At 72.0% G+C, this 13,923-nt stretch carries 14 protein-coding genes; 13 read left to right on the top strand and 1 reads right to left on the bottom strand.

The window, feature by feature from the left end:
• Window positions 1–100: 100 nt before the first annotated feature.
• The 8 genes from ABZ873_RS07845 (at window position 101) to ABZ873_RS07810 (ending at window position 6,812) form a co-directional block, all read left to right on the top strand.
• Window positions 101–1,081, top strand: coding sequence for a sugar ABC transporter substrate-binding protein (locus ABZ873_RS07845; RefSeq protein WP_360867066.1), 981 nt, complete (start codon window positions 101–103; stop codon window positions 1,079–1,081).
• On the top strand, window positions 1,078–2,142 hold the full coding sequence (locus ABZ873_RS07840; protein ID WP_360866847.1) for an ABC transporter permease: 1,065 nt from the start codon (window positions 1,078–1,080) through the stop codon (window positions 2,140–2,142). Before ABZ873_RS07845 ends, ABZ873_RS07840 begins: the two co-directional genes overlap by 4 nt.
• Entirely contained in the window at window positions 2,139–3,062 is a 924-nt protein-coding gene (locus ABZ873_RS07835) for an ATP-binding cassette domain-containing protein (RefSeq protein WP_360866845.1), read from the top strand. Before ABZ873_RS07840 ends, ABZ873_RS07835 begins: the two co-directional genes overlap by 4 nt.
• Complete coding sequence (locus tag ABZ873_RS07830) at window positions 3,059–4,228, top strand: ROK family glucokinase (protein ID WP_360866842.1); 1,170 nt, start codon at window positions 3,059–3,061, stop codon at window positions 4,226–4,228. Before ABZ873_RS07835 ends, ABZ873_RS07830 begins: the two co-directional genes overlap by 4 nt.
• Entirely contained in the window at window positions 4,225–4,818 is a 594-nt protein-coding gene (locus ABZ873_RS07825) for a hypothetical protein (protein ID WP_360866839.1), read from the top strand. Before ABZ873_RS07830 ends, ABZ873_RS07825 begins: the two co-directional genes overlap by 4 nt.
• 30 nt (window positions 4,819–4,848) lie before the next feature.
• Complete coding sequence (locus ABZ873_RS07820) at window positions 4,849–5,481, top strand: MBL fold metallo-hydrolase (RefSeq protein WP_360866836.1); 633 nt, start codon at window positions 4,849–4,851, stop codon at window positions 5,479–5,481.
• Window positions 5,482–5,511: 30 nt separating this feature from the next.
• Window positions 5,512–6,297 (top strand): exodeoxyribonuclease III, encoded by a 786-nt coding sequence (locus ABZ873_RS07815; RefSeq protein WP_360866834.1) that lies wholly within the window; start codon window positions 5,512–5,514, stop codon window positions 6,295–6,297.
• 74 nt (window positions 6,298–6,371) lie between these two features.
• Complete coding sequence (locus ABZ873_RS07810; protein WP_360866832.1) at window positions 6,372–6,812, top strand: DUF6278 family protein; 441 nt, start codon at window positions 6,372–6,374, stop codon at window positions 6,810–6,812.
• Between the two features lie 88 nt (window positions 6,813–6,900).
• Here the strand turns inward: ABZ873_RS07810 and ABZ873_RS07805 are convergent, their stop codons facing one another.
• Window positions 6,901–8,073 carry an Ig-like domain-containing protein gene (locus ABZ873_RS07805; RefSeq protein WP_360867063.1) on the bottom strand — a complete coding sequence of 391 codons (1,173 nt, stop codon included), beginning with the start codon at window positions 8,071–8,073 and terminating at the stop codon, window positions 6,901–6,903.
• A 248-nt stretch (window positions 8,074–8,321) separates the two neighbouring features.
• Here ABZ873_RS07805 and ABZ873_RS07800 point away from each other — a divergent pair, with 248 nt between their 5' ends.
• The 5 genes from ABZ873_RS07800 to ABZ873_RS07780 are packed head-to-tail and all read left to right on the top strand — an operon-like array spanning window position 8,322 to window position 13,874.
• Entirely contained in the window at window positions 8,322–9,485 is a 1,164-nt protein-coding gene (locus ABZ873_RS07800) for a peptidoglycan bridge formation glycyltransferase FemA/FemB family protein (RefSeq protein WP_360866830.1), read from the top strand.
• Window positions 9,410–11,188, top strand: a complete 1,779-nt coding sequence (gene murJ, locus ABZ873_RS07795; RefSeq protein WP_360866828.1) for a murein biosynthesis integral membrane protein MurJ — start codon at window positions 9,410–9,412, stop codon at window positions 11,186–11,188. Before ABZ873_RS07800 ends, murJ begins: the two co-directional genes overlap by 76 nt.
• Window positions 11,189–11,229: 41 nt before the next feature.
• Window positions 11,230–11,913, top strand: coding sequence for a response regulator transcription factor (locus tag ABZ873_RS07790; protein ID WP_360866825.1), 684 nt, complete (start codon window positions 11,230–11,232; stop codon window positions 11,911–11,913).
• 6 nt (window positions 11,914–11,919) lie between these two features.
• The gene (locus ABZ873_RS07785) at window positions 11,920–13,365 is read left to right on the top strand and encodes a HAMP domain-containing sensor histidine kinase (RefSeq protein ID WP_360866822.1); all 1,446 of its coding nucleotides are present in this window, start codon (window positions 11,920–11,922) and stop codon (window positions 13,363–13,365) included.
• Complete coding sequence (locus ABZ873_RS07780) at window positions 13,362–13,874, top strand: hypothetical protein (RefSeq protein ID WP_360866819.1); 513 nt, start codon at window positions 13,362–13,364, stop codon at window positions 13,872–13,874. Before ABZ873_RS07785 ends, ABZ873_RS07780 begins: the two co-directional genes overlap by 4 nt.
• Window positions 13,875–13,923 lie beyond the last annotated feature (49 nt).

Genomic DNA, 13,923 nt, shown 5'->3' with positions numbered 1-13,923 from the left:
CGGAATGACCGAATGATGTCGATGGCGTCAGACGACAGCAGAGAAGCGGACGAGGGAAGGGCGCGGGGACGTGGCTAGGGTTCGGACAGGGGTGCGCGTCGTGGGCGCCGTGCTCGCGGCGGTACTGGGGGCCTCGCTCGCGGGGTGCAGCAGTACGGGTGGCAAGCGTGCCGAGGAGCGGGCGAAGGCCGCCGAGGCGGGCCGGCCGGCCGTCTCCACCCCCCGCTGGACCTTCGCGATGGTCACGCACGCGGGAGACGGGGACACCTTCTGGGACATCGTCCAGAAGGGCGCCAAGGAGGCCGCGGCCAAGGACAACATCAACTTCGTCTACGCCCACGACGACCAGGCGCAGCAGCAGGCGCAGTTCGTGCAGAACGCCATCGACCAGAAGGTCGACGGCCTGATCGTCAGCCTGGCCAAGCCCGACGCCCTCAAGGACGTGCTCGCCAAGGCCGTCAAGGCCGGTATCCCGGTGGTCACGGTCAACTCCGGCTCCGCCCAGTCCGCCGCCTACGGGGCGCTGACCCACATCGGCCAGGACGAGGAGATCGCGGGCGAGGCCGTCGGTACGGAGCTGGGCAAGCGGGACCGCAAGAAGGCGGTCTGCGTCCTGCACGAGCAGGGCAACGTAGGCCATGAGCAGCGCTGCGCGGGCGCGAAGAAGACCTTCCCCGGCACCATGGAGAACCTGTACGTCGAGGGCACCAACATGCCGTCGGTGCAGGCGGCCATCCAGGCGAAGCTCCAGGCCGACCCGTCCGTGGACGCCGTCCTCACCCTCGGCGCCCCCTTCGCGCCCACCGCGGTCAAGGCCAAGGAGGCGGCGGGCAGCCAGGCGGAGATCGACACCTTCGACCTGAACGACTCCGTCGCCCGGGACCTCAAGTCCGGCGCCCTCGGCTTCGCCGTGGACCAGCAGCCCTACCTCCAGGGCTACGAGGCCGTCGACCTGCTCTGGCTGTACCGCTACAACGCCAACGTGCTCGGCGGCGGCCGCCCGGTCCTCACCGGCCCGCAGATCATCACCAAGGCCCAGGCCGCCCAGCTGGAGGAGTACATCAAGCGGGGCAGCCGATGAGCGCTCCCGCCCCCGCACCCGCCGGCGCGCCGTCGGGCGCCCCTCCCGCCGACGAACGGCTCGCCCCCACCTCCACCCTGCGCAGGCTCCTGGGCCGCCCGGAGCTGGGCTCGGTGGTCGGCGCCGCCGCCGTCTTCGTCTTCTTCTCCTTCGCCGCCCCGAGCTTCCTCCAGGCGTCCAGCCTCAGCACGATCCTGTACTCGGCCTCCACCATCGGGATCATGGCGGCCCCGGTGGCCCTGCTGATGATCGGCGGCGAGTTCGACCTCTCCGCGGGTGTCATGGTCACGACCTCGGCCCTGGTCAGCTCGATGTTCAGCTACCAGATGACCGCCAACGTCTGGGTCGGCGTCCTGGTCTCCCTCGTGGTGACCCTGGCCATCGGCTTCTTCAACGGCTTCCTGCTGACCCGCACCAAGCTGCCCAGCTTCATCATCACGCTCGGCACCTTCCTGATGCTGACCGGCCTGAACCTCGGCTTCACCAAGCTCATCACCGGCACCGTCTCCACCAAGAGCATCGCCGACATGGAGGGCTTCCCCTCCGCCCGCGCCCTCTTCGCCTCCCAGTGGACCGTCGGACCGGTGACCCTCAAGGTCACCATCCTGTGGTGGTTCGCCATCGTCGCCGTCGCCACCTGGATCCTGCTGCGCACCCGCGCCGGGAACTGGATCTTCGCCGTGGGCGGCGGGGCGGACGCGGCCCGCGCGGTCGGCGTGCCCGTGGTGAAGACCCGTATCGGCCTCTACATGGGCGTCGCCCTGTGCGCCTGGATCTCCGGCCAGCACATCCTCTTCTCGTTCGACGTGGTCCAGTCCGGCGAGGGCGTCGGCAACGAGTTCCTGTACATCATCGCGGCGGTCATCGGCGGCTGCCTGATGACCGGCGGCTACGGCTCCGCCATCGGCTCGGCGGTCGGCGCCTTCATCTTCGGCATGACCAGCAACGGCATCGTCTACGCCCAGTGGAACCCGGACTGGTTCAAGTTCTTCCTCGGCGCGATGCTGCTGCTCGCGACGCTGCTCAACGCATGGGTCCGCAAGCGGGCGGAGGCGAAATGACCACCGAGACGATCACCGGCAACAGCGCGGACGGGACCGCCGCGCCCCTGGTCAGGCTGACCGGCGTCAGCAAGTACTACGGCAGCATCCGCGCCCTCCAGGGCGTCTCCCTGGAGGTCTCCGCGGGCGAGATCACCTGCGTCCTCGGCGACAACGGCGCCGGCAAGTCCACCCTCATCAAGATCATCGCGGGGCTGCACCGGCACGACGCCGGCACCTTCGAGATCGAGGGCGAGGAGACCGTCCTCGCCAACCCGCGCGCCGCCCTCGACCGCGGTATCGCCACCGTCTACCAGGACCTCGCCGTGGTCCCGCTCATGCCCGTCTGGCGCAACTTCTTCCTCGGCTCCGAGCCCACCAAGGGCCGCGGCCCCCTGCGCCGCCTCGACGTGGACCGCATGCGCCGGACCACCCGCGCCGAACTGCTGCGCATGGGCATCGACCTGCGCGACGTGGACCAGCCCATCGGCACCCTCTCCGGCGGCGAGCGGCAGTGCGTGGCCATCGCCCGCGCCGTGTACTTCGGTGCGAAGGTCCTCGTACTCGACGAGCCCACCGCCGCCCTCGGCGTCAAGCAGTCCGGGGTGGTCCTCAAGTACGTCGCCGCCGCCCGCGACGCCGGACTCGGTGTGGTCCTGATCACCCACAACCCGCACCACGCCCACCTCGTCGGCGACCGCTTCGTCCTGCTCAAGCGCGGCACGATGGCGGCCAGTCACACCCGCGACTCGGTCACCCTCGACGAGCTCACCCGGCAGATGGCGGGCGGCTCCGAGCTCGACGAGCTGAGCCACGAGCTGGGGCGGGTGGCAGAATCGGGCCAGGACACCCGCACCGCAGACGGTACGGACGGCCCGGCGGGCCCCGCCGGACCGGCCGCCCCCACCACCGGACCGACGAGGGACGACACGACTCGATGAGCACGTACCGGGACTTCTCGCTCTCCCACCGGGGGTCGGCGCGAGGCACCGTCCTGCGCACCATCGGCACCCGCGAGCGGCGGTCGCACCTGACCGCTCCGCGCGTCCCGACCGTCGGCATCGACATCGGCGGCACCAAGGTGATGGCCGGTGTCGTCGACGCCGACGGGATCATCCTGGAGAAGATCCGCACCGAGACCCCGGACAAGTCCAAGAGCCCCAAGGTCGTCGAGGACACCATCGTCGAGCTGGTGCTGGACCTCTCCGACCGGCACGACGTGCACGCCGTCGGCATCGGCGCCGCCGGCTGGGTCGACGCCGACCGCTCCCGGGTGCTCTTCGCCCCCCACCTGGCCTGGCGGGACGAGCCCCTGCGCGACGCCCTCCAGTCCCGCCTGGCCGTCCCCGTCATGGTGGACAACGACGCCAACACCGCCGCCTGGGCGGAATGGCGCTTCGGGGCCGGCCGCGGCGAGGACCACCTCGTCATGATCACGCTCGGCACCGGCATCGGCGGCGCCATCCTCGAAGGCGGCCAGGTCAAGCGCGGCCGCTTCGGGGTGGCCGGCGAGTTCGGCCATATGCAGGTCGTGCCCGGCGGCCACCGCTGCCCCTGCGGCAACCGCGGCTGCTGGGAGCAGTACAGCTCCGGGAACGCGCTGGTCCGCGAGGCCCGCGAGCTGGCCGCCGCCGACTCCCCGGTCGCGTACAACATCATCGCCAAGGTCGGCGGGAACGTCTCGGAGATCACCGGGCCGCTCATCACCGAGCTGGCCCGCGAGGGCGACGCCATGTGCGTCGAACTGCTCCAGGACATCGGCCAGTGGCTCGGCGTCGGCATCGCCAACCTGGCCGCCGCCCTCGACCCCTCCTGCTTCGTGATCGGCGGCGGCGTCAGCGCCGCCGACGACCTGCTGATCGGCCCCGCCCGGGACGCCTTCCGCCGCCACCTGACCGGCCGCGGCTACCGCCCCGAGGCCCGTATCGCCAAGGCGCAGCTCGGCCCCGAGGCGGGCATGGTCGGCGCCGCCGACCTGGCCCGGCTCGTCGCCCGCCGCTTCCGCCGCGCCACCCGCCGGCGGGTCGAGCGCTACGAGCGCTACGCGCGGCTCGGCCTGCGCGACACCCCCGGAGCCCCGCAGACCGAGGACGACGTACAGCCGTGAACCCGCCCACCCTGCCCCACCAGGCTTCCGCGCCCGACGAGGGCGGCTCCCCGCCTCCCACCCCCGAGGACCGCCGGCATGTCGTCAAGCGGCGCTGGATCACCGCGATCATCATCGTGCTGCTGATCGGGGTGCCCGCCGGCTATCTGGCGATCTCCACCCAGCAGAGCCGCGAGAGCGGCCGCGACAAGGCGGCCAAGGTCGGCGCGACCACGGTCCGCCCCGGCTGGCCCTCCAAGGTGCAGCGCAGCATCTACGAGGTGCCGATCCCGGCGAGCGCCTGGAAGGTCGGCTTCCTGGAGACCAACAACTGGCGCACCAGCCGCCTCTTCACCCAGTTCGCCGTGACCCCGGCGGACCTGGACGCCTTCCTCGCCGCCGTCGGCACCAGCCGCGAGGCGCTGACCCCCGGCGACGTCACCATCTCCCCGCACGACGCCGAGACCGCCGGCTGGAGCTGGAGCCCCCGGGCCCTCTGGTACGGCACCAGCGTCGAGCAGGACGACCCCCGGCCCTCCCGGGACATCACGGTGGACCTCACCGACCCCGAGAAGCCCAAGGTGTACGTGGTCTCCACGACCACCCCGTGACCGGGCGGGCGCGGCGCTAGCCTTGGGATCATGAAGCTCACCAAGCGGCTGCACTCCTGCGTCCAGCTGGAGAAGGACGGGCACACGCTCGTCATCGACCCGGGCGCCTTCAGCGAACCGGACGCGGGCCTCGGGGCCGACGCCCTGCTCGTCACCCACGAACACCCCGACCACTTCGACGAGGGCCGGCTGCGCGCCGCCCTCGACGCGAACCCGGCGGCCGCCCTGTGGACGCTGCGCAGCGTCGCGGACCGGCTCGCGCCCGCCTATCCGGGCCGGGTGCACACCGTCGGCCACGGAGACACCTTCACCGCCGCCGGCTTCGAGGTCCAGGTGCACGGCGAACTGCACGCGGTGATCCACCCGGACCTGCCGCGCGTCACCAACGTCGGCTACCTCGTCGACGGCTCCCTCTTCCACCCCGGGGACGCGCTGACCGTGCCCGGGGTGCCGGTGGAGACCCTGATGGTCCCGGTGCACGCGCCGTGGAACAAGATCGCCGAGGTGATCGACTACCTGCGCGAGGTCAAGCCGCGCCGGGCCCTCGACATCCACGACGCCTATCTCGCGGACATCGCGCGGCCGGTGTACGACTTCGCCCTGGACCGCCTCGGCGGCACCGACCACGGGCGACTCACCGCCGGCGACAGCGCCGAACTCTGAGTGTCGGTGCCGGGCGGTAGGTTGGAACGTATGCGTATCGCCACCTACAACGTCAACTCCATCACCGCCCGGCTGCCGCGCCTGCTGGCCTGGCTGGAGAGCTCCGGCACCGATGTCGTGTGCATCCAGGAGACCAAGTGCTCGGCGGAGCAGTTCCCGCACGACGAGCTGCGCGAGCTGGGCTACGAGTCGGCCGTCAACGCCACCGGCCGGTGGAACGGCGTGGCCCTGCTCTCCCGCACCGGGCTGGACGACGTGGTCATGGGCCTGCCCGACGGCCCCGACTACGAGGGCGTCCAGGAGCCCCGCGCGATCTCCGCGACCTGCGGCGGGGTCCGGGTCTGGTCGGTGTACGTACCGAACGGCCGCGAGGTCGAGCACGACCACTACGGCTACAAGCTCGACTGGTTCCGCTCGCTGACCACGGCGGTCGCCGAGGACGCGGCGGGCCCGCGCCCCTTCGCCGTGCTCGGCGACTTCAACGTGGCCCCCACCGACGAGGACGTCTGGGACCCGGCCGTCTTCGCGGGCCTCACCCATGTCACCCCGGCCGAGCGGGCCGCCCTGGAGGCCCTGCGGGCCGCCGGGCTGTCGGACGTACGGCCGCGCGCGCTCAAGTACGACCGCCCGTACACCTTCTGGGACTACCGCCAGCTCGCGTTCCCCAAGAACCGGGGCATGCGCATCGACCTGGTCTACGGCAACGAGCCCTTCCAGAAGGCCGTCACCGACGCCTACGTGGACCGCGAGGAGCGCAAGGGCAAGGGCTCCTCCGACCACGCGCCGGTCGTCGTCGACCTGGATCTCGACCGCTAGCCCGGCCCGTCCCGGGCGGCGGATCCAGGCGCGCCCTGTGGCCAGGGGCGGGTCCTGGTGCGACGCTGGGCGGTATGAACATCCCCTTCCTGGACAACTGGCTGAACCGGCGCGAAGCGGAACAGGGTGAGCGGCTCACCCTCGCCCTCGCCGACGACCCCGAGGGCGTGGCCGAGTTGTTCTCGGAGTGCGCGATGCTGCGGGCCCATGCCCGCGCGGCCGGGCTCGAACTCGACGGCAGCCCGGCCTCGTTGGAGGCACTGGACCAGCTGATGCCGCGCTGGCGGCGCGATCCCGAGGTGGTGCCCTGGCTCGGCAACGACGCCGGCTTCTACCTCGGGACCGTGATCGTCCGCACCGTACCGGAGGCGTCCTGGCAGGTCTGGCCCAACGGCCGGCCGGTGATCCTGCTGGCCTCCGGCCGGGAGCTGGACGTGATCGATTCGGGGGTCTCCTGGGCGATGACGGGATCCCCCGAACTCAGCCAGGCGTACGCGGAGGCGTCCGAGGACTGAGCTCCGAGGGCCGGCCTCCGGGGGCGGCCTCCGGGGGCGGCTTCCGAGGGCCGGCCTCCGCGGGCCCCCGGATCGCCCGCCGTACGGGTCAGCCGTTCTGCGCGGCGCCGGACAGCGCGCTCTTGGCCTTCCACTGGTCCCAGGAGAGGTTCCACTCGCCGTAGCCGTTGCCGATGTCCGCGTTGCCCTTCGAGCCCTCGCCGACCACCTCGAAGGCGTCACCGACCTGCGACTGCGCGAAGAAGTCCTTGGCGTCGGCGTCGCTCATGCCCACGCAGCCGGAACTGCTGTTGACCCGGCCGAAGTTGTTCGAGTTCCAGGGGGCGGCGTGCGCGTACATGCCGGACCAGGTGAGACGCATCGAGTAGTCGACCATCTTGTCGTAGGCGTTGTCGAGGCCCACCGTCTGGGAGTCCATCCGGATGGTGCCCTCCTTCGACATGATCACCATCTTCCCGGACCACGACGCCTTCTTGCCGCCCGGTGTACCGGCCGAGATCGGGATCGTCTTCTGGGCCTGGCCGTCCTGGGTCACGGACAGCTTCTTGGTGTCCAGGCTGACCTGGATCCGGCGGTCCTTGCCGATCTTGAACTCGGTGGTGTAGTCACGGGCGAACAGGCCGCCGCCCTTGCCCGAGTCCACGCCGTTCAGGTGCATCTCCACCTTCACGTCCGTACCGGACTTCCAGTACTCCTTGGGCCGCCAGTCCACCCGGTCGTTGCCCGAGTGGTCCTTGATCCAGCCCCAGGAGCCCTCGGTGTTGTCCGAGGTGGTGACCTTGAGCTGCTTCTCCACCTCGGCCTTGTTCGTCACCGGGTTGTCGAAGACGAGCGACACGGGCATCGCCACGCCCACCGTGCTGCCCTTGGCGATGTTGATCGAGACCTTGTTCACCTTGTCGGCGGCACTCGTCCTGAACTGCGTACCGGCGCTCTGGCTCTCGGTGTTCTGCGCCTCGACCTTGTACTCCGCACCGGCCGGGGCATTGCGCTCCGAGGTCCAGCTCTTCCCGTCGTCGGCTATCTTGCCCGGCAGTTCGGCGCCCTTGGCGTCCGTCACCTTCACCTGCGCCAGCTTGCCCTCGGCGAGGGTCACCGTCACCGGCTGGCCCGCCTTGACCTGATCGCCCGTGAGGTTCACGGAGACCGCCATGGGCGCCTTCGGCTTCGCGTCGGCCTTGCCCTTGTCGTCACCGCCGGCGTCGCCCCCGCCCGAGCAGGCGGTCAGCGCGGCAGCGGCCAGAAGTACGGTGCCCGCCATGGCGGTGCGGCGTGTGCGGCTCAACGAAGGGCCCCTTCGAGTCGTGGTGGTGATGAACGTTCGCAAAAGAGGATGGGAACGGCACGACTTTAGGTTGCGCAAACCGAGGAAAAGATCCTTCTTTTCTCTGTGACGTGGACCGCAGCGAAACAGTCATCATCCGGTCACATTCGCCGCGCACTTCGGTCACGGCCTCCTGTGACAGTCCTGTGCACGACCCCACAGGACGAACAGGAAGGCGGCCGGCCGTGTGCGCACTGCTCGTTGTCCCCGCTCGGCAGGACCAGGACCAGGAGCTCCGGGTGCGCGCCCTGTCCGCCCCCGAGTACCACGCCTTCCTCGCCCGGACCCCGGGAGCCAGCTTTCTCCAGTACCCGTCATGGGCGCGCGTCAAGGACCTCTGGCGCTCCGAAATGGTCGGCTGGCACTGCCCCGGCGGCGAGATCGAAGGCGCCGGACTCGTTCTCTATCGCCAATTCCCGGGCACCCGTAAATACTTCGCCTACCTTCCCGAGGGCCCCGTCGCCGACTGGTCCGACCCGCACCTCGACCGCTGGCTGCGCCCCCTCATGCGCCACCTGCGCGCCGCCGGAGCCTTCGCCGTCCGGATCGGCCCCACCCCCGCCTACCGCCGCTGGGACGCCACCACCGCCAAGGCCGCCACCGGCGCCGGGAGCCGGATCTCCGACGTCCTCGCCACCGAGGTCGACCCCGTCGGCGCCGCCCTCGCCGACCGGCTGCGCACCCGCGGCTGGCAGCGCTGCGGCGGCGAGGACGACGGCGACGCCCAGCCCCGCCACGTCTTCCGCGTGCCCCTGGCCGGGCGCACCCTCGACGAGGTCTGGTCGGGCCTGAACCAGGAGTGGCGGCGCAATGTCCGCAAGGCCGGCAAGGCGGGCGTCGAGACCGTCATCGGCACCGCCGCCGACCTGCCCGAGTTCTACCGGCTGCTGCGGATCACCGAGGAGCGCGACGGCTTCCGCCTCGGCCGCTCCCTCGCCTACTACGAGCGCCAGTACGAGGTCCTGAACGAGGAGTCCCCCGGCCGGATGCGCCTCTACCTCGGCATCCACCGCGGCGAGATCCTCGCCGCCCACACCATGATCACCGCCGGCCGCCGGGTCTGGTACCAGACCGGCGCCTCCGCCGACCACCGCCGCGAGGTACGACCCAGCAACGCCCTGCAGTGGCGCATGATGTGCGACGCCCACGCCCTCGGCGCCGACGAGTACGACATGCGCGGGGTACCCTCCACCCTCGACCCCGACGACCGCTCGTTCGGACTGCTGCGCTGGAAGCTCGGCACCGGCGGACAGGTCGTCGAGACACTCGGCGAATGGGAGACCCCGATGGACGGAGTGGCCAACACGGCGCTCTACAAGGCGTTCCAGGCATATCTGGCCCGCCGGTGACGGCCACCACCGACACCGCCGCCGACGCCACCCCCGACGCCACCCCCGGCACCGGGGCCGCCGCCCCGGACAGCGCCGGCAAGGCGGCCGCCGGGAACTCCGTCCTGCGCAGCGGCGCCCTCATGGCCGCCGGTTCCGTCGTCTCCCGCGCCACCGGCTTCCTGCGCTCCGCCGTCGTCGTCGCGGCCCTCGGCACCGGACTCCTCGGCGACGGCTACGCGGTCGCCAACACCGTCCCCAACATCATCTACATCCTGCTCGTCGGCGGCGCCCTGAACGCCGTCTTCGTCCCCGAGCTGGTCCGCGCCGCCAAGGAGCATGCCGACGGCGGCGCCGCCTACACCGACCGGCTGCTGACCGCCTGCACCGCCGTACTCGTGCTGATCAGCGCCGCCGCCGTGCTCGGCGCCCCGCTCATCGTGGCCGCGTACACCGACTACAGCGGGGCCCAGGCGAGCACCACCGTCGCCCTCGCCCGCTACTGCCTGCCGCAGATCCTCTTCTACGGCCTGTTCACCCTGCTCGGCCAGGTGCTGAACGCCCGCGGCCGGTTCGGCGCGATGATGTGGACCCCCGTCCTCAACAACGTCGTCGTCATCGCCGTCTTCGGCCTGTTCCTCGCCGTCTCCCACGACGCCGCGAACGGCCTCACCGCCGACCAGACCCGCCTGCTCGGCCTCGGCACCACCCTCGGCATCCTCGTCCAGGCCCTCGCCCTCGTACCCTCGCTGCGCGCCGCCCGCTTCCGCTGGCGCCCCCGCCTCGACTGGCGCGGCAGCGGCCTCGGCCGCCCCCTGCGCAACGCCGGCTGGCTCGTGATGCTCGTCCTCACCAACCAGATCGGCTACTGGGTCGTCACCCGGCTCTCCACCACCACCGGCCAGCGCGCCGTCGAGGCCGGACTGGCCGGCGGCGCCGGCTACACCGCCTACAGCAACGCCTACCAGCTGTGGATCGTCCCCCAGGGCATCATCACCGTCTCCCTCGTCACCGCCCTGATGCCCCGCATGAGCGCCGCCGCCTCCGACGGCGACCTCACCGCCCTGCGCCGCGACGTCTCCTACGCCCTGCGCTCCAGCGCCGCCCTCGTCGTCCCCGCCGCCGCCCTCTTCGCCGCCCTCGCCCCCTGGGTGATGGGCACCGTCTTCGAGTACGGCCGCACCGGCGCCGCCGACATCGAGGTCATGGCCGGCATCCTCATGGCCTTCGCCCCCGGCCTGATCGCCTTCTCCGCCCAGTACGTGCTCTCGCGCGGCTTCTACGCCCTCTCCGACACCCGCACCCCCTTCTTCCTCAACCTGGTCGTCGCCGGGCTCAACGCCGGGCTGTCCGCCCTCGCCTACGCCGCGCTCCCGCCGCGCTGGGCCGTCACCGGCATGGCCGCCGCCTCCTCCGTCGCCTTCCTCGCCGGCGCCGCCGTCACCGCGTACACCCTCGCCCGGCGGCTCGGCCCGCGCGCCGCCGGCCGCCGCCCCGCCACCGCCGTACGGACGCACCTGCGGCTCCTGGCCGCCTGCGCGCCCGCGGCCGCCGCCGGGCACCTCGCGGCCCGGGCCGCCGAGGGCTTCGGGGACCTCGCCGCCGTCGCCGCGGGAACCGCCGCCCTGGCCCTGGTCGTCCTCCTCCTCGCCGGACCGCTGCGCCTGACGGAGATCACCGGCCTGCTGGACCCGCTGCGGCGCCGGCTCGGCCTCCGCCGGTAGCGGGAGGGAAGACGACGGAACCGCCTTGGGATACTGACCGGATGCCACGCGTACTGCTGATCGAGGACGACCCATCCATCCGGGAGGGCGTGGGCCTCGGCCTGCGCCGGCGCGGGCACGAGGTCCGCGCCGCCGAGACCGGCGAGGAGGGGCTGGCCCTCATGGCGGGCTTCCACCCCGAGCTGGTCCTGCTCGACCTGATGCTGCCCGGGATCAACGGCGTACAGGTCTGCCACCGCATCCGGCAGACCAGCGAGGTGCCGATCATCATGCTCACCGCACGCGGCGACGACTTCGACATCGTCATCGGCCTGGAGGCGGGCGCCGACGACTACATCGTCAAACCCGCCCGCACCGAGGTCATCGAAGCCCGCATCAAGGCCGTGCTGCGCCGCCTCAGCGACCCGGCCGGCGCCCGCCCCGAGATCCAGGTCCACGGGGAACTCGCCATCGACCGCGCGGGGCTGACCGTCGCCAAGAACGGCGAGCGCGTCGCCCTCGCCCCCAGCGAGATCAAGCTCCTGCTGCACCTGTCCGCCTCGCCCGAACAGGTCTTCTCCCGCCAGCAGCTGCTGGAGTACGTCTGGGACCACAGCTACCACGCCGACGCCCGGCTCGTGGACGCCTGCGTGCGCCGGCTGCGCCACAAGATAGAGGACCCCGCCCGCAGCCCCCGCTACATACAGACCGTGCGCGGCTTCGGCTACCGCTTCGGCCCCCTGTAGGCCCCGGTGAGACGCATCGCACCGCTCGGGCTGCGCACCCGGCTCATCGCCGCCTTCCTCCTCGTCGCCGCGATCAGCGCCGTCACCACCGCCGCCCTCACCTACCAGCAGGCGCGCAACGCCATCCTCAAGCAGACCCAGGACACCGCCGTCAACACCCTGCGCGACCAGGTCGAGCAGCAGCAGGTGCGGCTGCCCATGGACATGCCGGAGCTCCAGCGCATCGTCACCGAGCTCGGCAAGCGCGGCAAACCCCACCCGTGGATCATCTTCGGCGAGTACGCGGGCCTGCGGACCTCCACCAACCCCGCCACCCCCACCTCCACCGTCATCACCGACAGCCTGCGCGAGCGCGTCCGCCAGAGCAGCTACGCCGCCTTCCAGCGGGTCGAGGACCAGCGCGGCAACCCGTGGCTCACCATCGGCGTCCCCGCCCTCTTCGAGCACAACGGCTACAGCGAACCCACCGGCGCCGTCTTCTTCGCCAGCGTCCCGCTCAGCACCGAGAAGCAGACCGTCCAGGCCATGGTCGACGCCGCCCAGCAGGGCGCCGTCCCGGGCCTCGCCATCGCCATCGTCCCCGCCCTGCTGGCCGCCCGCAGCGTGCTGCGGCCCGTACGCGACATGCGCCGCGCCGCCCAGAACCTCGGCCGCGGCCGGCTCGACACCCGCATCGAGGTCCGGGGCGCCGACGAGCTCGCCGGGCTCGCCCGCACCTTCAACGAGACCGCCCGCGCCCTGGAGCAGTCCGTACGCGAACTCCAGGAGGCCGAGGTCCGGGCCCGCCGCTTCGCCTCCGACGTCTCCCACGAACTGCGCACCCCGCTCGCCGGGATGCTCGCCGTCACCGAGGTGCTGGACGAGGACGCCGACCGCCTCGACCCCGACACCGCCAAGGCCCTGCGCCTGGTCAGCGCCGAGACCGGCAAACTGGCCGTGCTCGTCGAGGACCTGATGGAGATCTCCCGCTTCGACGCCCGCGCCGCCGAACTCAACCTGGACGAGGTCGACATCGCCGAAGCCGTCCGCAAGACCCTGGAACGGCGCCACTGGGACGACGCGCGCGTCGCCACCGACCTGCCCGACGGGGTCCGCGCCCGGCTCGACCCGCGCCGCTTCGACGTGGTCCTCGCCAACCTCGTCGGCAACGCCCTGCGGCACGGCGACGCCCCCGTACGCGTCACCGTGCGCACCGCCCCCGGCGACGACGGCGAGCGGCTGCTGATCGAGGTCTCCGACAGCGGCCCCGGCATCGCCCCCGAGGTCCTGCCGCACATCTTCGACCGCTTCTTCAAGGCCGACGCCGCCCGTACCCGCTCCGCCGGCAGCGGCCTCGGACTCGCCATCACCCTGGAGAACGTACGCCTCCACGGCGGCACCCTCCACGCCGCCAACGGACCCTCCGGCGGCGCCCTCTTCACCCTCGACATGCCCCGGGAGGCACGCGCATGACCGGCCGCGGGATCCGCTCCGCCGCCGCCCTCGCGGGCTGCGCCCTGCTGCTCACCGGCTGCGGGATCAAGACCACCGGGGTGATCGAGAGCGGCCACGCCGCGAAGGTCCAGGTCCCCGACGGCAGCGGCGCGACCCTCTACTACGTCTCCAAGGACGGCCGGCTCGTCCCCACACCCTTCGGCTTCGCGGGCTACACCGTCTCCCCGGCGATCCTCGTCCGCCTGCTGATGGAGGGCCCCCGGGACGCCGCGCGGCAGGCCGGTCTCACCACGGAGCTGCCGCCGCTGCCCAATGAGCGCACCGACGGCTTCGGGGCCACCCCGTACTCGCCCGAGCAGGGCATCCGGGTCCGCCTGCCGATCCCCGTGGCGGGGCTGTCGGAGACGGCCCGGCTCCAGATCGTGTGCACCGTCGCCGTCTCCGCCGTGAAGGACGTGGTCACCCAGGTCACCCTCCAGGGCACCGACACCACCCTCCCCGCCGCCGAGTGCCGGACCCGCTCCTGAGGGGCCGCGCACCCTTGCGGGCGGGCCCCGCACCCGTCACGGTGGCCCC

The organism is Streptomyces sp. NPDC047014, assembly GCF_040644195.1.
In the GTDB taxonomy this organism is placed as follows: domain Bacteria; phylum Actinomycetota; class Actinomycetes; order Streptomycetales; family Streptomycetaceae; genus Streptomyces.
Note: the sequence above shows the minus strand (reverse complement) of the source record. Positions and strands in the feature narration are given on the sequence as shown.

Coding starts and splice junctions, on each gene's coding strand:
- ABZ873_RS07840 (WP_360866847.1), top strand. CDS start 1,078: ATGAGCGCTCCCGCCCCCGCACCCGCCGGCGCGCCGTCGGGCGCCCCT.
- ABZ873_RS07835 (WP_360866845.1), top strand. CDS start 2,139: ATGACCACCGAGACGATCACCGGCAACAGCGCGGACGGGACCGCCGCG.
- ABZ873_RS07830 (WP_360866842.1), top strand. CDS start 3,059: ATGAGCACGTACCGGGACTTCTCGCTCTCCCACCGGGGGTCGGCGCGA.
- ABZ873_RS07820 (WP_360866836.1), top strand. CDS start 4,849: ATGAAGCTCACCAAGCGGCTGCACTCCTGCGTCCAGCTGGAGAAGGAC.
- ABZ873_RS07815 (WP_360866834.1), top strand. CDS start 5,512: ATGCGTATCGCCACCTACAACGTCAACTCCATCACCGCCCGGCTGCCG.
- ABZ873_RS07810 (WP_360866832.1), top strand. CDS start 6,372: ATGAACATCCCCTTCCTGGACAACTGGCTGAACCGGCGCGAAGCGGAA.
- ABZ873_RS07805 (WP_360867063.1), bottom strand. CDS start 8,073: ATGGCGGGCACCGTACTTCTGGCCGCTGCCGCGCTGACCGCCTGCTCG.
- murJ (WP_360866828.1), top strand. CDS start 9,410: ATGGGAGACCCCGATGGACGGAGTGGCCAACACGGCGCTCTACAAGGC.
- ABZ873_RS07790 (WP_360866825.1), top strand. CDS start 11,230: ATGCCACGCGTACTGCTGATCGAGGACGACCCATCCATCCGGGAGGGC.
- ABZ873_RS07780 (WP_360866819.1), top strand. CDS start 13,362: ATGACCGGCCGCGGGATCCGCTCCGCCGCCGCCCTCGCGGGCTGCGCC.